The sequence below is a fragment of the Oceanisphaera submarina genome, from assembly GCF_046521305.1.
In the GTDB taxonomy this organism is placed as follows: Bacteria; Pseudomonadota; Gammaproteobacteria; order Enterobacterales; family Aeromonadaceae; genus Oceanimonas; species Oceanimonas submarina.
This window is the reverse complement of the sequence record NZ_JBKGFN010000011.1, coordinates 25352-46561: the sequence shown is the minus strand read 5'-3', so window position 1 is coordinate 46561 and position 21210 is coordinate 25352. Positions and strand designations below refer to the sequence as shown.

Annotated in this window: 18 protein-coding genes; 5 read left to right on the top strand and 13 right to left on the bottom strand. The window is 60.5% G+C overall.

The features are described 5' to 3' along the window. The first annotated feature begins 9 nt into the window (after positions 1-9). Genes rapZ through mgtE form a run of 3 tightly spaced genes read left to right on the top strand, consistent with a single transcriptional unit; the run spans position 10 to position 2539 of the window. On the top strand, positions 10-876 hold the full coding sequence (rapZ, locus tag ACLEIV_RS11585; protein WP_410456804.1) for an RNase adapter RapZ: 867 nt from the start codon (positions 10-12) through the stop codon (positions 874-876). Next, on the top strand, positions 863-1138 hold the full coding sequence (locus ACLEIV_RS11580; protein WP_410456803.1) for an HPr family phosphocarrier protein: 276 nt from the start codon (positions 863-865) through the stop codon (positions 1136-1138). The genes rapZ and ACLEIV_RS11580 overlap by 14 nt, the downstream gene beginning before the upstream one ends. A 39-nt stretch (positions 1139-1177) precedes the next feature. Further along, positions 1178-2539: a magnesium transporter gene (gene mgtE, locus ACLEIV_RS11575; protein ID WP_410456802.1), complete on the top strand. Its 1362-nt coding sequence runs from the start codon at positions 1178-1180 to the stop codon at positions 2537-2539. Between the two features lie 387 nt (positions 2540-2926). On the opposite strand, the gene pmbA is transcribed toward mgtE, so the two are convergent. After that, positions 2927-4267, bottom strand: a complete 1341-nt coding sequence (pmbA, locus tag ACLEIV_RS11570) for a metalloprotease PmbA (protein ID WP_410456801.1) — start codon at positions 4265-4267, stop codon at positions 2927-2929. A gap of 103 nt (positions 4268-4370) precedes the next feature. Here pmbA and yjgA point away from each other — a divergent pair, with 103 nt between their 5' ends. Beyond that, on the top strand, positions 4371-4901 hold the full coding sequence (gene yjgA / locus ACLEIV_RS11565; RefSeq protein WP_410456800.1) for a ribosome biogenesis factor YjgA: 531 nt from the start codon (positions 4371-4373) through the stop codon (positions 4899-4901). Positions 4902-5010: 109 nt separating this feature from the next. On the opposite strand, the gene ACLEIV_RS11560 is transcribed toward yjgA, so the two are convergent. The 9 genes from ACLEIV_RS11560 to ACLEIV_RS11520 all read right to left on the bottom strand — a co-directional run bounded on the left by ACLEIV_RS11560 (position 5011) and on the right by ACLEIV_RS11520 (position 15975). Beyond that, positions 5011-5205, bottom strand: a complete 195-nt coding sequence (locus tag ACLEIV_RS11560; protein WP_410456799.1) for a hypothetical protein — start codon at positions 5203-5205, stop codon at positions 5011-5013. A 117-nt stretch (positions 5206-5322) separates the two neighbouring features. Continuing rightward, complete coding sequence (gene tldD / locus ACLEIV_RS11555) at positions 5323-6768, bottom strand: metalloprotease TldD (RefSeq protein WP_410456798.1); 1446 nt, start codon at positions 6766-6768, stop codon at positions 5323-5325. After that, positions 6758-7588 carry a carbon-nitrogen hydrolase family protein gene (locus ACLEIV_RS11550; RefSeq protein WP_410456797.1) on the bottom strand — a complete coding sequence of 277 codons (831 nt, stop codon included), beginning with the start codon at positions 7586-7588 and terminating at the stop codon, positions 6758-6760. The genes tldD and ACLEIV_RS11550 overlap by 11 nt, the downstream gene beginning before the upstream one ends. A 10-nt stretch (positions 7589-7598) precedes the next feature. Further along, positions 7599-11402: a YhdP family protein gene (locus ACLEIV_RS11545; RefSeq protein WP_410456796.1), complete on the bottom strand. Its 3804-nt coding sequence runs from the start codon at positions 11400-11402 to the stop codon at positions 7599-7601. Continuing rightward, complete coding sequence (gene rng, locus ACLEIV_RS11540) at positions 11402-12871, bottom strand: ribonuclease G (RefSeq protein WP_410456795.1); 1470 nt, start codon at positions 12869-12871, stop codon at positions 11402-11404. Before rng ends, ACLEIV_RS11545 begins: the two co-directional genes overlap by 1 nt. A 67-nt stretch (positions 12872-12938) precedes the next feature. Then, positions 12939-13514, bottom strand: a complete 576-nt coding sequence (locus ACLEIV_RS11535; RefSeq protein ID WP_410456794.1) for a Maf family protein — start codon at positions 13512-13514, stop codon at positions 12939-12941. Between the two features lie 8 nt (positions 13515-13522). After that, entirely contained in the window at positions 13523-14020 is a 498-nt protein-coding gene (gene mreD / locus ACLEIV_RS11530; protein WP_410456793.1) for a rod shape-determining protein MreD, read from the bottom strand. After that, positions 14017-14895, bottom strand: coding sequence for a rod shape-determining protein MreC (mreC, locus tag ACLEIV_RS11525; RefSeq protein WP_410456792.1), 879 nt, complete (start codon positions 14893-14895; stop codon positions 14017-14019). The genes mreD and mreC overlap by 4 nt, the downstream gene beginning before the upstream one ends. Before the next feature lie 36 nt (positions 14896-14931). Next, positions 14932-15975, bottom strand: coding sequence for a rod shape-determining protein (locus ACLEIV_RS11520; RefSeq protein ID WP_104486893.1), 1044 nt, complete (start codon positions 15973-15975; stop codon positions 14932-14934). A 171-nt stretch (positions 15976-16146) separates the two neighbouring features. Between ACLEIV_RS11520 and ACLEIV_RS11515 the strand changes: the two genes are divergently transcribed. Continuing rightward, positions 16147-17067, top strand: a complete 921-nt coding sequence (locus ACLEIV_RS11515) for a 1-aminocyclopropane-1-carboxylate deaminase/D-cysteine desulfhydrase (protein ID WP_410456791.1) — start codon at positions 16147-16149, stop codon at positions 17065-17067. Here ACLEIV_RS11515 and ACLEIV_RS11510 read toward each other — a convergent pair. The 3 genes from ACLEIV_RS11510 to ACLEIV_RS11500 form a co-directional block, all read right to left on the bottom strand. Continuing rightward, entirely contained in the window at positions 17062-18975 is a 1914-nt protein-coding gene (locus ACLEIV_RS11510) for an EAL domain-containing protein (RefSeq protein WP_410456790.1), read from the bottom strand. The two genes, ACLEIV_RS11515 and ACLEIV_RS11510, sit on opposite strands and share 6 nt — an antisense overlap. A 216-nt stretch (positions 18976-19191) precedes the next feature. Next, complete coding sequence (ssb, locus tag ACLEIV_RS11505; RefSeq protein ID WP_410456789.1) at positions 19192-19812, bottom strand: single-stranded DNA-binding protein; 621 nt, start codon at positions 19810-19812, stop codon at positions 19192-19194. Between the two features lie 14 nt (positions 19813-19826). Then, positions 19827-21200 carry an MFS transporter gene (locus tag ACLEIV_RS11500; RefSeq protein WP_410456788.1) on the bottom strand — a complete coding sequence of 458 codons (1374 nt, stop codon included), beginning with the start codon at positions 21198-21200 and terminating at the stop codon, positions 19827-19829. Between the last annotated feature and the right edge of the window lie 10 nt (positions 21201-21210).

Sequence of the window (21210 nt, the reverse complement as noted above, 5' to 3'; positions counted from 1 at the left end):
GAGAGCAATATGCAGTTGGTGATCGTCAGTGGCCGTTCGGGCTCGGGGAAAACCGTAGCCCTGCGTGTGCTTGAGGATCTGGGCTATTACTGTGTCGATAATCTCCCCGTCGAGCTGCTGCCCGAGCTGGTACAGATGCGTCGACGCAAGCCCGGCGAGGTGGCGGTCAGTATCGATGTACGCAACCTGCCCGACGGTGCCGACAAACTGGAGGCCTGCCTGGCCGAAGTTAGCGCCATGGAAGGAGTCAGCCTGTCCAGCATCTTCATCGATGCAGACAACGCCGCCCTTATTCGCCGCTTCGGCGACACCCGCCGGCTGCATCCCCTGTCTCGTCTCAGCCTGACCCTGGACGAAGCCATCCGTCAGGAAACCCACCTGCTGTCGCCCCTGTCTTCCGCCGCCGATCTGCGTATCGATACCTCCGATCTCAGTATTCACGATCTGAGCGAAATTATCCGCGCGCGCATTCTCGGCAAGAAGGAACGCGAGCTGAACTGGGTGTTCGAGTCCTTCGGTTACAAATACGGTATCTCTCAGGATGCGGATTTCGTATTCGATGCCCGCTTCCTGCCCAATCCTCACTGGATAGCGGAACTGAGGCCTTTTACCGGCCAGGACGAACCGGTCGCCGGCTACCTGAACAGCCAGCCCGAGGTCACCAAATACCTGTGGCAGATTGAAAACCTGCTGGTCACCTGGATGCCACACCTGGAACGCAACAACCGCAGCTACGTGACCGTCGCCATCGGCTGTACCGGCGGCAAACACAGATCCGTTTATATCGTCGAGCAGCTTGCGCGGGTGTTCCGGCAGATGGGGAAAAGCGTGCAGCTGCGCCACCGCACTCTGGAAAAACACCATGACAAGAATTGAGCGGGATCTGAAAATCGTCAACAAGCTCGGTCTCCATGCCCGAGCCGCCATTCAGCTGGTGCAGTTGACGCAACAATTCGATGCCACCGTCACCGTCTGCAATCAGGAAAAACAAGCCCCGGCCAACAGCGTCATGGGCCTGCTGATGCTGGAAACCGCCCAGGGGCACGCCATTCGCGTCGTCGCCGAAGGGCCGGATGCAGAAGCGGCCATGAATGCCGTGTCCCGCCTGGTCGCCGATCGTTTCAACGAATCAGAATAATTCTCCTATCCCCGTTCCGCGCAGAGGCCTGAAGCCCGGATGACAGAATCAATCGAGAAACCAAGGACGCCGGATCAGCTGGATACCATCACCCAGGCGCTGAACGGCGGCATGTTCGTGCACGTCCGTCGCATGCTGCAGCAGATGCGCCCAGGCGACGTCGCCTGGCTGCTGGAATCCTCTCCCTCCCCCAGCCGCAAGGTCTTGTGGCAACTGATCGACCCGGATGAATACGGCGAGATCCTGGAAGAGCTGTCGGAAGAAGTCAGGGACGGCATTATCCGACTGATGGCTCCGGAAAAGCTGGCCGCCGCACTGGAAGACATGGAGTCGGACGATCTGGCCTATGTACTGCGGGATCTGCCCGAACAGCTGTTCAATCAGGTGCTCACCCAGATGGACGAGCAGGACCGGCAGCGGGCACAACAGGCGCTGTCGTATCCGGAAGACACCGCCGGCTCCATCATGAATACCGAATTCATCACCCTGCGTGCCGATGTCAGCATCGAGGTGGTACTGCGCTACCTGCGCCTGCACACCGAACTGCCGGAAGGTACCGATACCCTCTATGTGGTGGATCAACATAACCGGCTGCTGGGCGATATCTCCCTCGCCAGCCTGGTGGTGCAGGATCCGGCCACCAGGGTCGACGACGCCATGGACACCCAGGTGGAAGCCATACCGTTGACCATGAGTGATACCGAGGTAGCCAACCTGTTCGAGCGCCACGACTGGCTGTCGGCCCCGGTGGTCGATGACGACTACCGGTTGCTGGGCCGTATCACCATCGATGACGTGGTGGACATCATCCGTGAAGAGGGCGAGCACTCGATGATGGGTATGGCCAAGATGGACGATGACGAAGATACCTTCGCGCCGGTACTGACCAGCGCCCGCCGTCGCTCCATCTGGCTTACCGTCAACCTGGGCTCGGCCCTGCTCGCCGCCAGCGTGTCCAACATGTTCGAAGAAACCCTGTCACAGCTGGCCACCCTGGCCATTCTGATGACCATAGTGCCCTCCATGGGCGGTATCGCCGGCAATCAGACCCTGGCGCTGGTGATCCGCGGCATGGCCGTGGGCCATATCGGTGACAGCAACGCCCGCTGGCTGCTGACCAAGGAAGCACTGGTGGGGCTGTTCAACGGCCTCTTGTGGGCGGTGATGGTGGCGATAGTGGTGAGTCTGTGGAAAGGCAGCTGGGAGATAGGCCTGGTGCTGGCCACCGCCATGTTCATCAACCTGTCGGTCGCGGGCCTGGCCGGTGCGGCCATCCCGCTGGTGATGCGCAAGCTTAATATCGACCCGGCGCTGGCCGGCTCCATGGCCTTGACCACCATCACCGATATCGTCGGCCTGTTCTCCTTCCTGGGTCTCTCGACCCTGATCCTGCTGCACTGAATTAAAGCTGTATAGCGGTCAGCTATCAGCTTTAAGCCGCACGGTGTTGACCGATACAACAACGCCACGCCTTCAGAGCCAGTATGGCCTGCAGAATACACCAAGGGCCGCATGCGCGGCCCTTCTTACAGCTGACAGCTTATGGCCTGTTCACGAATCAACGTATGGAATAAAGAGGCAACAGGGTTGCCTCCTCCGACACGCTGCAAGCACATCCCTGTGACGCTCAGCAAATGCCATCCATGGCATTTGACGGTCGGCTGAGCCTACAGGGATGTGCTTGCAGCGTGTCGGCGGAGCGGCCCTTTGTCCGATTTTCTACAGTCACTTGTCACCAGAAATCAACAAAAGCTTGTGACTAAGAGGCGGGCTTATCGCTTACAGCTCTTATTGTCCGGCGATTTTCATCTCGCCGATCAGTACCGAGCCAGTCTGCAGACTGGAGCGGGTTTCCACGTCGGTGCCGATGGCCTGAATGCCCGCAAACATCTCTTTCAGATTACCGGCGATGGTGATCTCTTCCACCGGATAGGCGATTTCGCCGTTTTCCACCCAGAAACCGGCCGCGCCGCGGGAATAGTCGCCGGTGACGATATTCACCCCCTGCCCCATCATCTCGGTCACCAGCAGGCCGGTGCCCATCATCTTCATCAACTGTTCCAGGCTGTGGCCGCTGTCCGCCACCGTCCAGTTGTGAATGCCACCGGCGTGGCCGGTCAGTTCCATGCCAAGCTTGCGCGCCGAATAGCTGGTCAGCAGATAAGTTTTCAGCTCACCGTTTTCGATGATATGACGCTCGTGAGTGCGCACGCCTTCGTTATCGAACGGTGAACTGGCCAACCCCTTGTGCAGGTGCGGCTGCTCGTGAATGTCGAACCAGTCGGGGAACACCCGCTCGCCCAGGGCGTCGAGCAGGAATGACGATTGACGATACAGATTGCCACCGCTGATGGCCATCACCAGATGACCGAACAGGCTGGCGGCCACGTCCGGATGAAACAGCACCGGCGCCCGGGTGGTGTCGATTTTGCGCCCCCCCAGCCGGCCAAGGGTACGACTGACCGCTTCGTCCGCCACCTGCTCGGGAGTCCAGAGATCCTCGAAGCTGCGTGCCGAGGTATAACCGTATTCCCGCTGCATGTCGCCGTCCTGCTCGCCGATCAGCACACAGCTCATGCCGAAGCGGCTGCCTGCGTAACCCTTGATGAAGCCGTGGCTGTTGCCGTAGACCTTGATGCCCAGGTTACTGGAGAAACTGGCACCGTCCGACTGCTTGATGCGGGGATCCCGGCCCAGCGCCTGTTGTTCGCAGCGCAGTGCCAGTTCGATACCATCGGCGGGCTCAAGCGCCTGAGGGAAGCACAACTCAAGTTCGGGCGCATCCCAGGCCAGTGCATTGGCATCGGCGATACCGGCGAAGGGATCGGCTGTGGTGTAACGGGAAATATCCAGCGCCGCCGCCACGGTGCGGGCGATGGCGTCAGGCCGCAGATCCGAGGTGGAGGCAGAGCCCTTGCGGCCATCCCGATAGACGGCAATGCCCAAGGCGCCGTCCTTGTTGAACTCGATATTTTCCAGTTCACCGTTACGGGTATTGACCGAAAGCCCGGTCTGCTTGCTGATCGATACTTCGGCGCTGTCTGCGCCCAGTCGTTTGGCGCTGTCGAGGGCCTGTTCTACGGCCAGCTCTAGCTGGCGCTGTTCGGTTTGAATTTCTGCTGGGGTCATGATTAACATCGCTGGCTCAGTTTGGAGTTAGCATAACAGACCCCTGCGCGCCTTGGGAGAAGCTGGTAATATATATGTAAATGTTAATTGAGACGGAAAAACTATGAGCCAGCATGACGATCCCACCGGGCACGATGATGAAATCGAATGGGTCAGTAAAAGTGAGATGAAAAGGGAAAGCCGCGCCCTGCAGAAACTGGGTGAGTCACTGGTCAAGCTTCAACCCTATGAATTGGCCAAGGTGCCATTGGACGAGGATTTACTGGAAGCCATAGAGCTGGCACACCGACTCCATAACAAGCGGGAGGGTCTGCGCCGGCACATGTCCTATATCGGCAAGCTGATGCGCACCCGGGACGTCACCGATATTCAGAAGGCACTGGCGGGCTTCGAGCACAAGAGTGCCGTGGCCAACGCACAATTCCACAAGCTGGAATTATGGCGTGACCGCCTGGTCAAGGAAGGCGACAAGGGGGTGAACGCGCTACTGGCGGAACACCGTAACCTGGACCGGCAAAAACTGCGTCAGCTGGCTCGCCAGGCTCGCAAGGAACTGGCCGCCGGCCTGCCGCCCCAGGGCTACCGCGAACTGTTCCAGTACCTGAAGCTGAACCTGGGATCCGACGCCTCTTAATCATGACCAGGCAATCATAACCGGGCAGCCATGACGACGAAGTAGCGAGAAGCCAGACAGCATAACGGGAGCCTGGGCTCCCGTTGTTATTTACAGGCTCATTCGACGGTTAAAAGCACATACCCGCCGGTTTTTTACCCATTTTCTTCCTCATGGCACATTCACGGGCATCAACACCGTCGCCCTTGCTCGCCATTTCCTGCACTACAGGCTGCTGCACATTCAGCACCGAACCGGCCTGAGCCGGCATTAACATCAACCCAAGAGCAGAGGCAAAAGCTATCGATAGCAATGTTTTCATCATTATGGCCTCCCGGTTGCTGCCACGCCTTTACGTGGATCAGCACCCATTAGACCTCGCCTCGCCCCCGGATCGCACAGAAAAAAACTGTTAACCCATGGTTGATAATCAGACAGTTTTTTACTGAGTACCACCCACCGTCATCCGATCCAGCTTGAGCGTCGGCTGACCGACCCCGACCGGTACGCTCTGGCCATCCTTGCCACAGACGCCCACACCCGCATCCAGCGCCAGATCGTTGCCCACCATGGACACCTGACTCATGGCCTCGGGGCCGTTGCCAATCAGGGTGGCGCCCTTGATTGGTGCAGTTAATTTGCCGTCTTCGATGAGATAGGCCTCGGAGGCGGAAAACACGAAACGACCGGAAGTAATATCCACCTGTCCACCGCCAAAGTTAGGGGCATAGATCCCCTTCTTTACGCTCTGAATGATCTCTTCCGGCGGTGTCTCACCCGGTAACATATAGGTGTTGGTCATGCGCGGCATCGGCAGGTGAGCGTAAGACTCCCGCCGACCGTTGCCGGTCGGCGCCATGCCCATCAGACGGGCATTGAGTTTATCCTGCATGTAGCCCTTGAGGATGCCGTTTTCGATCAATACGTTATATGAGCTTTCGGTGCCTTCATCGTCGATGGTCAGCGAGCCGCGACGATTGGCCAGAGTACCGTCATCCACTATGGTACACAGGCTGGAAGCGACCTGCTCGCCGATGCGGCCGGCATAGGCGGACGAGCCCTTGCGGTTGAAATCACCTTCCAGGCCGTGACCCACGGCCTCGTGCAGCAAGACACCGGGCCAGCCGGCGCCCAGTACCACCGGCATGGTGCCGGCCGGTGCGTCTATCGCTTCCAGGTTGACCAGCGCCTGACGCACCGCCTCCTTCACATAGCTCATGGCCCTGGGCTGGCCATCCAGCTCTTCCAGAAAATAGTCGTAACCGACCCGGCCGCCACCGCCGCTGCCACCCCGTTCACGCCGCCCCTTACGCTCCACCAGTACCGAACAGTTCAGTCGCACCAGGGGGCGCAGATCGGTCGCCAGGGTACCGTCGGTAGCCAGCACCAGTATCTCTTCATACACACCGGAAATGGAGGCGATCACCTGGGTTACCGCCGGATCCAGGCTGCGGGCGAAGGCATCCATCTGCTGTAACAGGGCAATTTTCTGCTCCCTGCTCAGGCTGTCGAGCGGATTAACACCAAGATAGCGAGGTGTAATGGCCCGTTCGCGACCAATCTGGAAGCGACCATCGCCGCCCTGCTCGGCGATGCCGCGAGCGGCGCTCACCGCCTGATCCAGCGCCGTGGCCGTCAATTCATCGGAATAGGCGAAACCGGTCTTTTCACCGCTGACCGCCCGCACGCCCACGCCCTGCTCTATGTTATAGCTGCCGTCCTTGACGATGCCATCTTCCAGCACCCAGGACTCGTGCACACTGTTCTGAAAATACAGATCGGCAAAATCGATCTGATGCCGGCTCAGTCGAGCCAGCTGGGCATCCAGCAGCGCCATATCCAGTTCGTTCGGGATCAGCAGGCTGCGGTTAATCTGTTCAATACTCATGCTTGTTTCTCCAAACCGCGCTCAGGCGGGCATGTTGTGCAACCGGCATCTGACGGCGGATGCGGGCCAGTCGTTCGGGTTCCAGCGGGGCAACGACAAGCCCTTCTCCCTTGGGCAGACAAGCCTGGATCTCTCCCCATGGGTCGAGGATAACCGAATGGCCCCAGGTCTGCCGCTCGCCCTGTTCTCCATAGAGGCCCGCCGCCAACACATAACACTGGTTTTCGATGGCGCGGGCCTGCAGCAATGGCAGCCAGTGCGCCAGCCCTGTGACCCGGGTAAAGGCCGCCGGCACCATCAGGATCTCGGCGCCTCGTTCACGCAACGCCCGGTATAACTCGGGAAAACGTAAATCATAACAGATAGACAGCCCCAGACGCCCGAAGGGACTGTCTACCACACAAAGTTCGTCGCCGGGCGCATAGGTGGCCGACTCCCGGTAACGGCCGTGACCATCGGCGACATCCACGTCGAACAGGTGCAGCTTGTGGTAATGACCGACCCGCTCGCCCTGCTCGTTATAGACCAGGCTGGTGGCGTGAAGTCGTTCGCTGCCCTCGATACGGGTCGGCATGGAGCCAACCAGCAGCCAGATGCCCCGTTCGCGCGCCCACCGGCTGAACTGGCCCTGTATTGGGCCTTCGCCCAGTGACTCGGCCAGTTGCCACGCCGCCTCCCTGCTACCGAACACCACGGCATTTTCCGGCAACTGCACCAGCAGCGGACGAGTCGGTGGCAGTTGCCGCAGCCAGGTTTCCAGCCTGGCCCGGTTCTCCGGCCAGTCTGGCCCGGCCGTTATCTGTATCGCTACCAGTTCCATGGCATACTCCTTATTTATTACCGGGCACCGTGACCCGTTTCTGCTCCCGTCCCAACTCGGTCACTTTTGGCTGCTCCAGAGGGCCGTCTATCCGATAGCGGATGCGGGTGAACACATCCACCACCGGACCCAGTACCTTGGACAGCGCCAAGACATAAAGTCCGGTCACCGGGGTAACCGCAAAGGCCGCCAGCACCGGCAGGTTACCGGTCAGGTTCGGGGTAAACTCCAGCCGGTAATCGAGCCGCTCCGCCGCCAGATCCACCAGGCCGCTGCCGCGCAGATTTCCGGCGGCACCATCCAGGACCAAGTCGTCGCTCTGCAGCACCCCGTTGTGCAGCTCGCCGCTGGCGCCGATACGGTCAAAATAGAAGCCCTGCTCGAACACGTCTCGAAAATCCAGCCGCAGCCGACGTAATACCGACTCCATGCTCAGTACCGACAGGAGACCGGCGCCCCTGTCATTCACTTCACGCAGAACACCGGCGTCGGTATCGGCGGCGAGCCGACCGTTCAGGCTGGACAGGTCCGGCCGCCAGGGCACATCCAGCCAGCGCAGTTGTCCTTCCAGGCGGGCCGGGGTTTCGCTGAACGGCGACTCCTTGTCCAGCCCCTGCCACAACCGCTGCAAGGATGGTGTGCTGCTCTGCCACTCCAGACGACTCAGATTACCGCTATGATGTTGCAACCACTGACCATGGGCCCTGGCCTGCAGCAGCGGGCCATCCAGGCTCAGGCTGGTCAGTTGTACTCCATTCTGTTCGGGCTGGGGACGCAACTCGAAGGCCACCTTGCCCAACGCCAGCTTCTGCCAGCGGCAATCGTCACAGCGAAATTGCACCGCCGGCACTTGCCCGGGTTGCAACGCCTCCTGCGCCTCAGCCGGCTCTCCTCTTGCTACAGAGCCTGCAGCAGTCGAATCCTGTGTCAGCCAGAGCCGCTTGAAATACGCCTGCAGTGGCCGAGTGCCACCCCAGCTCAGGGTGCCATCCGCCTGTTCGGCGGTCACGCTCAACTGCCGTCGCTGTCCCTCCGCCGAGCCGACCGACAAGCGAAGCTGATTCAGCGGTTGTTGCCAGAGTTTTGCCCGACTGGCCTGCACCGACACCCGGTAGGGCATCGGCCACGCCAGCCGGGGCATGGCATCTCTCGGCAAGGCGTCTGCCCGAACGGAAGATGATTGCCAGTCCTTCAACAACGCCAGCCAGTCATCCAGCGGCAAGTCCGGCACCCGCACCGCTATATCCAGCGGTGCCCGGGGCAATTGCGGCTGTGCACCTGCCCCGGCCGACAGCCACAGCCGCTGCACCTTGGCGCCGTCCGACCCGAACCCCAGCCCGGCCAGCCCCCGAATATGTTCCCCCAGGGTCAGCTCAATCCGCGCCTGCCGTCCATCGCCACTCAGTTCGAGGTGGCTGGGCCAGGGTTGTTTGCCGGCCTTGTTCAATGGTGGCGGCAAACGGCTGGCCAGCCCTTGCAGCGCCGAGTCGGCCTCGAAGCGATAGTCAAGCTCGCCCCGCTCCGCCAGCGTCAGCTCGAGTTTGCCGCGCCAGTCGGCCACGCCGCCAAGCCCCTGCAGCGGCGGATAGGCCTTTGCCAGTTCGGCAGCCTGCAGTTGGCCCCGCATGTCGATGCCCACTTCGTAGCCGTCGGTGGTCTGCTGCCCGCGGTAATCCAGCCACAGCGGTTGTCCGTTCCAGTTGGCCTGCATGCCTTCGAACCGGGTTTGTCGCTCATCGAACAGCAGGCGCCCGCCGACCTCGCTGAGCGGCAGATCCAGCGGTTTGACTCGCACCCGGTTGTGCGCAAAGTCAACCTGGCCATCGACCGCCACCGCCCCGCCGTGCAACGGGATGTCCAGCGCCAGCCGGGCCTTCAGCGGGCCTGTCACCTGCACCTGCTCCAGGGTGGTGCCTACCGAGGACGCCAGGGGAGAATCCTGCAGATAGGCGGTAACCGCCTCGCCTTCTCCTGCAATATCGGCACTAAGCTGCAGCTTGGCCGCCTTGTTCAGCGGCACTATGCGGGCATCAATGGTGCTGGCCGCCACCGCGCCCAGCCGCCCGCTTGGGCCCTGCATATAGAGTCCATCATTTTCAAACAGCAGATCCAGGCTGAGATCTGTCAGGGGCAACCAGTGAGGGTCGAAGCGAAACTCGGCCTGGCGCAGCGGAACCCGGGCCTGAAAAATACCGCTGCCATCTTGATAGGGAAAACCGTTGAGGCGTCCGTACCAAAGCACCTCGGCGCCATCGGCCTGGCCGCCACGAATGGCCCCCTGCAGATAGTCCACCAGCGGCGCGCCCATCAGCGGCTCGGGGAAATAACTGAAGGCCCGCTCGGCCCGCAATACATCGACCCGCGCCGAGGTACTGAGCAGAGGCGCTCCCCGGTTCGGCAACTGCAGGCTGAACCAGCCCTGCAGCGCCAGATCGGCGGTGTTCACCGCCAGTTCATCGCTCCACAACAGCCAGCCGTCCGACTGCCTCTGCCAGCGCAATCCGGTCGACAATCGCTGCATCGGCCAGGGCTCGCGGAAGGCACCGTCATAGACCCAGTCGGCCGCCTCTTGCTGTTCGAGGCTCAGATGGCCGTGGTCGGCGGCAAGAAGAAAATGACCATTGAGGCCCCGGGTCTGCGGTGTCCATTCGAAGGCGCTGGTACTGACATCTTCCAGCGAGCCCCGCCAGCGCCAGTCATCACCGGCAGCGGAGGAGGAAAAATAGAGATTGGTCAGGTGGCCCCGGGGAACAATGCCCGCCAACTGGCGGGCGGTGGCCGGCCAGAAACTTTCGCCCCACTGGGCCAGCAGAGCCAGGTCGGTAAAGGTCAGCCGATCCAGATAACCATGCAGCCGCTCCTGCTGCCTGTCCAGCTGAAGATGCCAGCTCGGCCAGGCATCTCCGTCGACGCTGATGTCGATATGGCTGCTGGCCAGCTGCCAGCCGGCTTCGGTCGGCTGCCACTGCATCCGGCCACCATCAACCGACACCTGATGATCATCACCCCAGCTCAGCCGGTTTGCCCCCAGCTCAAGCACCCCGGCGCTAAGCTGTCCCTGCTGCCATTCCAGCCATAACTCAAAATTGAGGTCGGCATCCGTGTCCAGCTCCCCGGGGCGAATGCGGGAAAGCATGGCGGAGGCATCGACACCATCGGCTTGCAGATAGATGCTGCCGTCGAGCCGATCGCTCGGACCGGTGAAACGGCTGCTGACACTCACTTGCTGATCGATGTCGGGACCAAAGCCCAGGCGGCCCCGGCCCTGGTGCAGGCCGGGCGCATTCTGCCAGCGCAGGGCAGGAAGGTGCAGCTCGAACAAGTCCTGCTGCGATGTGGTCACCACCAGCAGGGCATCGTGCAGAGAGAAGCGTTCCACCCCATCGAGCGCCAGTTGGGGCAGCCAGCTCAAATCGGTGTCCTGAGTGGCCTTGCCCCCGCCACTCAGATTCAGGGGCAGACGCAGGCCATCCAGAATGAGTTCATTCAGCACCGGATGCCACTGACGCAGACTTTGCCACAACTGCACGCTCACCAGGGCGCGACGCAGGGTAATGGCCGGCCCCTCCGGGCGATGCAGGCTGACCTCGTTCACCACCAGTACCGGGCCGTAATCCCGCCAGCCCAGACCCAACTGGCCCACTTCCAGGGTCAGCTGCTGCTCACTCAAGAGCCGGTCCAGCCACTGCTGCTGTGTGCTGGCCAGCCAGGGCGAGCCGAAGCGCAACAGGGTCACCAGCACCGCCAGTAGGACCGCCGTGGCCGCCAGACACAGCCAGGCCCAGTTTAATCCCCGCCTGAGCACCACAGACACTACATCATCACCACGTCAAACTGTTCCTGGTTATACAGGGGCTCGCTGCTGACCCTGACCTGCTTGCCGATAAACACCTCCAGTTCGGCCAGCATGTGGGACTCGTCCTCCTGCAGCGCAGAAGCCACCGCCAGGGCGGCATAGACCACGAACTTGTCGGCATCGTAGGCCTTATTGACCCGCGTTATCTCGCGCAGTATCTCGTAACAGACGGTTTCCACCGTCTTGACACGGGCCCGACCATTGCACTCGGGGCAGGCACCGCAGAGCACATGCTCCAGACTTTCCCGGGTGCGCTTGCGGGTCATTTCCACCAGCCCGAGCTGGGAAAAACCGTTGACGTTGGTCTTGGCCCTGTCCCTCGACAGCGCCAGCCCCAGGCTATGCAGCACCCGGCGCTTGTGATCCTCATCGTACATATCGATGAAGTCGATGATGATGATGCCGCCCAGGTTGCGCAGCCGCAGCTGGCGGGCGATGGCCTGGGTGGCTTCGGTATTGGTATTGAAGATGGTTTCTTCGAGGTTACGGTGGCCGACGAAGGCACCGGTATTGATGTCGACCGTGGTCATGGCCTCGGTCTGATCGATGATCAGATAACCACCGGACTTGAGTTCCACCTTGCGATCCAGCGCCCGCTGAATCTCGTTTTCCACATCATAGAGATCGAAGATCGGCGAACGTCCCTGGTAATACTCTATCTTGCCGGACAGCTCTGGCACGAACTCCTCGACAAAGGTGCACAGGGTCTCGTAGGTGCTGCGGGAGTCGACCCTGATCCGGTCCAGTTCGGTACCGACAAAATCCCGTACGATGCGACAGGCCAGTCCCAGATCTTCATACAGCATGGAGCAGGATGAATATTTGCCGCGCCGCTCCTGGATCTTGCGCCACAGCCGCTTGAGAAAGGCCGCATCCTGCGACAACTCGGTCTCGCCTATGCCTTCGGCGGCGGTACGGATAATATAGCCCCCCTGCTCGTCGACATAACTGCCCACTATCTGCTTGAGCCGCTCCCGTTCCTGCTCCGAGTCGATACGCTGGGAGACCCCCACATAGGCGCTGCCGGGCATGAACACCAGGTAACGGGACGGCAAGGTGATATCCGTGGTCAGGCGTGCGCCCTTGGTGCCCAGAGGATCCTTGACCACCTGCACCACTATGTCCTGCCCCTGGCGGACCAGTTCGGCGATATTGCCGGCCTGAAAATGGGCCTGTTCCTTAGTATCCACACATTCGGTATGAGGCACTATGTCGGAGGCATGCAGAAATGCCGCTCGCTCACCGCCAATATCGACAAAGGCTGCCTGCATGCCGGGCAGCACCCGACTGACCTTGCCTTTGTAGATATTGCCGACGATACCGCGCCGGGCCTGACGCTCTACATGCACTTCCTGCAGAATACCGTTTTCCACCAGCGCCACCCGGGTTTCCGCGGGGGTCATATTGATTATCAGTTCTGCAGACATGCCAGTTCCGCCATAGGAGAATAAAATGATCTCTAAACTACCACAGAATGACAGTCAGATAAGGGTATCAGCCCGACAAAACCCCGCCCCGGCGCAGCAGGGCTTCGGTTTCCACCAGCGGCAATCCGACCACGGCGCTGTAACTGCCGTTGATGCGTTCAACAAAGCGCCCGCCCAGCCCCTGAATACCGTAGCCACCGGCTTTGTCGGTCGGCTCGCCACTGGCCCAGTACCACTCGAGATCCGTGTCGCTCAGCATCCGGAAACTGACTTCTGTGGTCACCAACACCACCTCGATCCGGCCTTGCCAGGCCAGTGCCATGGCGGTCATCACCCGATGGTGACGGCCGGACAATCGTCGCAGCATGGCCAGACCGTCGGCCTTGTCTACCGGCTTCTCCAGCACATCGCCATCCAGCACCACTATGGTATCGCCGGCCAGCACCGGCAGCGGCTCGGCCGCCATGAGCGCTCCGGCGGTGGCCTTGTCCCGGGCCAGGCGCTGCACATAATCGGCCGCCGCCTCGCCGGGCCGGCGCCGTTCTTCAACCTGGGGCAATACCAGCTCGAAGGGTACTGCCAACTGGGACAATAATTCACGGCGGCGAGGTGAGGCGGAAGCAAGATAAAGCAAGGGGGACATAAACAGATTCACGACAGGGAAAATTGCCGCCGGCATTTGCGCAGCAACAGAAAAATCCAGGGCCAGAACACCATGCTGCTGACGATGGACCAGAAGTAAGGATAATCGAGCTGGATATCCCGGTTCATGTAGGAGGCCCAGAAGACCAGCAGCTTGTTCAGTATCGCCAGGGCGCCGACCACGAAGGCCTGCTGCCAGACCGAGTAGTTACGCATGCGCTGAAACTGGGCGGCAGCCAGATAAACCGGGATCACCAGTGCCAGGGCATGAACGCCCAGCACGGAGCCGAACAGCAAATCCAGCATCAGTCCGGAGAAAAAGGCGGTGCCCACGTTGGCCCGGTGCGGCAGGGCTATGGTCCAGTAAATCAGGGTAACCAGCAGCCAGTCGGGCCGGAATGGCGCTATCATATCCGGCAACGGCAAAATGGACAGGATCAGCGCCAGCAGCAGGCTGACACCGATCACCAGCCGCCCTTTCAGCGAGAAGCTTCTCATCGACGTCATTGAGGGGTTCCTTCTGCCGTCGGCGAGGCTGCGACATCATCCACATCGATGACCTTTGGCTCGGGCCACAACAACAGCAGATAACGCACCCGATCGAGGGCGGCGAAGGGCTGCACCCGAATATCGGCAAAAGGCTGGCCTTCTTCGTAACCGACCCGGCTGATCCGCCCGACCGGATACCCTTCGGGAAAGCGCCCCGCCAGGCCGGAGCTGAGCAGCACATCACCCTCGCGGATATCGGTGTTACGGGTAATATTGTGCAACAAGAGCCGATCGAGCTGGCCGCTGCCGCTGGCGATGGCCCTGATATCGTTGCGCGCCACCCGCACCGGTATACCATGGCTGGTGTCGGTGATCAGCAATACCCGGCTGGTGGTCTTGCCTACCGAAATAACCTGTCCGACGACACCCTGTTCGTTGAGCACCGGCTGACCTTCAAACACCCCTTCCAGACCGCCTTTGTCGATCACCACCTGATGAGAGAAGGGATCCGTGTCCACCGCCATGATCTCCGCCACCATGCGGCGGGTATCGAAGCGCACCGGCGAGCCGAGCAAATCACGCAGGCGTTGATTTTCCTGCTCGAGATGACGCAATCGCAGCAAATCGTCCCGCAACAGAAACAGTTCCTGCTCCAGTCGCTGGGACTGAGCCAGCAGAGACTGGCGTGACATCAACTGACTGGAGGCCGCATCAAGCAGCAACCGGGGGCTGTTGGCCATGTACTGCAACGGACTCACCAGCGAGTTGAGATAGACCTTGGCCTCGGTAAAGCTGTGATAGCGACTGTCGGCAATAATCAGCAGCAAAGACGCAACCACCGCCAGTGCCAGGCGGATAGGGAGGGAGGGGCCACGACCGAAAATCGGTTTCATAGCGGAATAGGCAGGCCGGTGACCCCGGCCCCGTTATCAATCGTAATGGAACAGATCTCCGCCGTGCATATCGATCATTTCCAGCGCCTTGCCACCGCCACGGGCGACACAGGTCATGGGATCATCGGCGACCACGACGGGAATACCGGTTTCTTCCATCAGCAACCGGTCCAGATCACGCAGCAGGGCGCCACCACCGGTGAGCACCATGCCCCGCTCGGAAATATCGGAGGCCAGCTCGGGCGGCGACTGCTCCAGTGCCACCATGACGGCACTGACGATACCGGAAAGCGGTTCTTGCAATGCTTCCAGTATCTCGTTGGAATTAAGGGTAAAGCTGCGCGGTACCCCTTCGGCCAGGTTGCGACCGCGCACTTCGATTTCCAGCACTTCGTCACCCGGGTAGGCCGACCCCACCGCATGCTTGATCCGTTCGGCGGTCGCTTCACCAATAAGAGAGCCGTAGTTGCGGCGCACATAATTGATGATGGACTCGTCGAAGCGATCGCCACCCACCCGTACCGACTGGGAATAGACCACGCCGTTGAGGGAGATGATGGCCACTTCTGTGGTACCACCACCGATATCCACCACCATGGAGCCGGTGGCTTCGGAGACCGGCAGACCGGCACCGATAGCAGCCGCCATGGGTTCGTCGATCAGGTAGACCTCACGGGCGCCGGCACCCAGGGCCGACTCCTTGATGGCCCGGCGCTCTACCTGGGTTGAACCACAGGGCACACACACCAGCACGCGCGGGCTGGGGCGGAAAAAATTGTTGTCGTGCACCTGCTTGATAAAATGCTGCAGCATTTTCTCGGTAACATAAAAATCGGCAATTACGCCGTCTTTCATCGGACGAATGGCGGCGATATTGCCGGGAGTCCGCCCCAGCATCTGTTTGGCGGCATGGCCGACGGCGGCAACACTCTGGGCCGAACCGGATCTTTCCTGGCGAATCGCCACGACGGAAGGCTCGTTCAGAACAATGCCCTGATCTTTGACGTAGATGAGAGTGTTGGCTGTTCCCAGATCGATAGAAAGATCGTTGGAAAACATGCCTCTTAGCTTTTTAAACATATGCTGAAGGGAATCCTGGGTTGAGAAACCGGAAAGTGCGGCTAACTTTATCAATGCAGCCGGTTTCAGGCAAGGAGCAAGCACAGCTAAAGCCGCTCACAGAGGGGATGAGCTTGAATAACGGGGTAAGTTCCTTACACTTGCCTGCTCATCCCAATGGTATTAATTTTCGTGTCCGATCCTTCTTGCTGGCAACAACTGTACCAACTGCAACGTCCCTCGCCACTACAGCGGCTCTGCCACCCCCTGCTGGAGCAGCACCGGCTGACTCTGTGGATCAAACGCGATGATTTGCTGCATCATCTTATCTCGGGTAACAAATGGCGCAAACTGAAATATACACTGCGCCAGGCGTTGTCGGAGCAAGCCCGTGGCGTACTCAGTTTCGGCGGAGCCTATTCCAATCACCTGCACGCCCTGGCCGCCGCCGGACACAAACTGGGTCTGCCCACAGTCGGCATGGTGCGCGGCGAGCCTGATAGCAACAACCCGACTCTTGACGATGCCCGTCGCTGGGGCATGGCGCTGGAATTTGTCGACCGGCAGCAGTACCGCCGCCGTCAGGACGCCGACTGGCTGGCCGAGCTGGCTCTAGGTTACCCCGGTTATCTCATCATTCCCGAAGGCGGCAGCTGCCCGCAGGCCTTGCCGGGCGTGGCGGAATTGTGGCAAGAGCTGTGGCCGGAATTGCCCGAACTGGATGAAGTCATACTGCCGGTGGCCAGCGGCGGCACCCTGGCCGGCCTGCTGTCCGCCCGCCCAGCCGCCACCCGGGTGCGAGGCTATGCGGTATTGAAGGGCGCAGGCTGGCTGGCCGAAGAGGTATGTCGACTGTATCCGCCGGCGGCACTGGATAGCGGCTGGCAACTCGAACTGAGTCACCACGGCGGCGGCTATGCCAAAAATTCGGCGGCCGACAAGGCGGCCATCACCGAACTGGCAGCGCAGCTCAAGGTACCCCTCGAACCCATCTACAGCGGCAAGGCGCTGCTGGGGCTGTTTCGGGATATCACCGCCGGGCGTTATGCCGCCGGCAGCCGCCTGTTGTTTCTGCACACCGGCGGCATGCAGGGCGCGCGCGGGGCGCTATAGCAGTTCAAACCGTTCCGGACGGGAGAATAAGTATCCCTGACCGGCATAGACACCCAGCTGATGCAGACACTCCCATTCGGCGGCGGTTTCGACGCCCACCGCAATCACCCGGGTCCGGCTGCCGACACTGTTGCCGACCAGGCTTCTGACCGCCATCTGGTTGACGGGCTTGCTGTCGATGTCCCGTACCAGACTGGGATGCAGCTTGAGATAATCCAGCGCATAGTCCTTGATATATTGCGCACTCACCACATCCTGCCCCGCATGGTCCACCGACAGACCACAACCCAGTGCCTTGAGCGCCCGCAGCGGCTTGCTCAAGGCCTGAAAATGCCGGCTTACCTGGGCTTCCGACAGCTCGATCAGCAGTCCATTGAGCTGCGCCTTGGGCAACTGGATCAATTCGAAAATCAGCCAGCGATGAAAACCGCCATTCAACAGGCTGGCCGCGGATATATTGAGTGCCAGAGGGGAGCGCCGATCGCTTTCCTGCAGCAGCGTCAGGGCACGCAGCACCATGGCACAGTCCAGCTCCTTCAACAGACCGCATTTTTCCGCCATCGGAAGAAAATGCCCGGCCGACAACTCTCGGCCCTGCTCGTCCTCGATGCGAGCCAGCAACTCATAGATGATCGGCTCCTGCTCCGGCCCGGTATAGATACCCTGCCGGTCAAGCCGAACCCTGTCCTGTTCCAGCTGACGGCCCAGCAAGGTGCGCCAGCGCACCGTCCCCTTGCCACTGCTCTCTTCGGTCACTCCCTTGTAATACATGAAATAACCGTCACCACCCTGCAAGCCGGCGCTGCGCAACGCCAGCTCGGCTTCCTCTTCCACCTGAGGCAACAATTCACCACAGCGAAAACAGACGCCGCCGATAAACAGCGCAGGCTCTCGCACCTCATCCGGCCAGTGCAGGCGGCGCAACAGTTTCATCACCTGCCGTGCCGCTTCCTGCGCTTCACTTTCCACCAGGTTGGGAAACAGCAAGGCGAAGATATTACCGGTATAGCGGGCCTGCAAGGCCCCGGGATAACGGCGGATAAGATGACCCAGATAGACGGACGCCGACGTCAGCAATTCATCGCCCCGTTCGTACCCCAGGTGATAGTTGATGTGCTCCAGATCCTGCAGCTCCACCAGCAACAGTGCCCCGGAGTGGCTGGCCGGATCATTGAGCGCCGCCTCCAGCCGGTTATCGAAGAATACCCGGTTGCCGATGCCGATCTTTTTGTCTACGAACACATTGGCACGCATAAAGGTGTCGAAGCGGCTGCGTTCCTTGCCTGCCTCCTTCAGATCCAGGAGCAGCTTGTCCAATGCCTGACTGGCATGATGGGGCCATTCTTCCTGCGGATTATGCTGCAACATGCCGAGCCTGCCTTCGAGGATCAGCTGACCACGTAAATCGAGCAGCTCGGCGCCCCGCAACTGACGACGAAACCAGCGCAGGGTGAACAACATGCCGACGAAGACCAGAATAATGGCGGCGGTCACGCCGGAAAGGGCAGCCAGGGAGTGATCGATTTCATAAAAAGGCGGGCGCAACACCAGATGTACACTCAACCCCGGATGTGCCGTCAATGGACGTTGATATTCGAGGGACAGTTCATCGGCCTCCAGCTGCTGACCCGCCTGATAACGATACTGGGGGCGCGACTCATCCTGTACCGAAAAGTCGATGATATCGTTCACATCGAGCAGCGCCGGCAACCAGCGAACTATGCTCTCCTGGCGTTCGGCCCCGCTTTGCCAGCCTTCGTTGACCAGACGCACCACCGAATCTACCTGTCGCTGCTGATAGGCGGTCCCCATCTGATAGAAGCTGATCCCTGCCCCCACCAGCACCATCAGCACGGCCGCCAATATGCACATGGTGATGGTCGCAATAAACTGATTGGTAAATCTCATTGGCGTTCCCTGACTGACTCCGGCTGATTCCGGCGTTCCTTCCCTGATATTCTGTCGTCGTGAGCCTGCATAAATCGATACAGCAAGTGTGTGCCATTCTCGCGGCCCTGTCTGAAAGATACGGCTTTTCGAGCATTACCGCCATAACAACAGGTAATAAAAAGCCCCTGATAACAGGGGCTTATCTGGCATTCTCTACGGATATACCCTTGATCCTCAGAAGGGGATATCGTCATCGAAGTCCATCGGCGGTTCGTTATAAACGGGAGCCGGATTTTGCGGCTGGCTCTGAGGCTTGCCGGCCGCCGGCTTGTTCTGCTGACCGTACTGGGGCTGGCCCTGGGGCGCGCCCTGTTGCTGGCCACCCTGCTGACCCCAGTTACCCTGGCCGCCCTGAGGTGCATTCTGCTGCTGGCCACCTTGTGGCTGACCGCCCTGCTGCTGACCCCAGCCGCCCTGACCACCACCTTGTTGACCGCCACCCTGGGGGCGTCCACCCAGCATCTGCATGCTCCCGCCAACATCGACCACGATTTCGGTAGTGTAGCGATCCTGACCATCCTGTCCCTGCCACTTGCGGGTTTGCAGGCGCCCTTCCACATAGACCTGAGAGCCTTTACGCAGATATTCACCGGCAATTTCGGCCAGCTTGCCGAAGAACACCACCCGGTGCCATTCGGTACGCTCTTTCTGCTCGCCGGTCTGCTTGTCGCGCCAGCTCTCGCTGGTGGCCAGGGTAATATTGGCAACCGCGCCCCCGCTGGGCATGTAACGTACTTCTGGATCCTGGCCCAGGTGGCCGATCAGGATAACTTTATTGATGCCTCTATTGGCCATAACTCGCTCCGCACTCACAGGTTGATCAGGCGCCGGGCCTGATCCAGTTCAAAAATATTACCGTCTACCTTCAGGTAGGCGGCCCCCTCTTCGGGGATAATCAAGGCTTCATGCACGCCGGGCAGGGCCATCAGCCGCTGCAACAGCCGCTCACGCCGATCATGGCTTTCTATATTAACACCGATAGACAGGATATGAGACCGAACCTTGCTCACATTGGCCATACCGGCCGCCAGCCAGAACCAGACCGCCATACAGGCCGCCACCAGCAGGAAGACCCCGGAGCCGCCCAGTTGCTGGAACAATAGCCCCCCCAGCACACCGCCGAGAAAGGCACCGAAAAACTGGCTGGTCGAATAAATGCCCATGGCGGTGCCCTTGGCACCCGCCGGTGCCAGCATCGACAAGAATGCCGGCAGCGAGGCTTCCATGAAGTTGAAAGCGGTAAAATACAGCACCATCGCCAGCGCCAGCAGCCAGATCTGGCCCTTGCCTGCCGCCATCAGCAACAGCGCCACCATCATCACCAGAATGGAGGCCTGAAACAGCTGCTTGTTCATATTACGCCGCGCGCCCAGGATCAAAAAGGGCACTATCAGTACGAAAGACAACAGCAAGGCGGGCAGATACAGCCACCAGTGGTGTTCCGCCGCCAGCCCGGCGTCGAGCAGAGTCAGCGGAAAGGCCACGAAGACCGCGGTCAGAGTCAGATGCAGCAGCATGATACCGAAGTCCAACCGCAGCAACTGCCGGTCTTTCAACAACCGGCCGAACAACTCGGGCGCGGCGGTCACATCACGGATCTGGCCGCGATGGGCCGACTCCGGCAGCAGGAAGCGCACCATCAGTATGCCCACCACCGCCAGCAGGGCCGTGGTCCAGAAGACACCCGACAAGCCGAACAGGGACGCCAATACCGGTCCCAATACCATGGCGATGGCGAAAGAAATCCCGATGCAGACCCCGATAATGGCCATGGCCTTGGTGCGGTTTTCTTCCCGGGTGATGTCGGCGGCCAGCGCGAGAATGGCACCGGCAATGGCGCCCGAGCCCTGCAGTACCCGGCCGGCGGCCACGCCGTACACCGAGTCGGACAGTGCCGCCACCACAGAACCCAGGGCAAACAGCGTCAGGCCGGCATAGATCACCGGCTTGCGGCCGATACGGTCCGATAGCCAGCCGGCGGGGATCTGCAACACCGCCTGGGTCAGGCCATAGATGCCGATGACGATGCCGACCCACAGAGGCGAAAAACCGATCAGGTCCTGACCATACAAGGCAAATACCGGCATGATCATAAACAAACCGAGCATCCGCATGCCGAAAATGCCCGCCAGGGTAAACGAGGCCCGCCGTTCGCGGGGGCTGAAGCCTTGCTCGTCGCTCATGGATATTCTT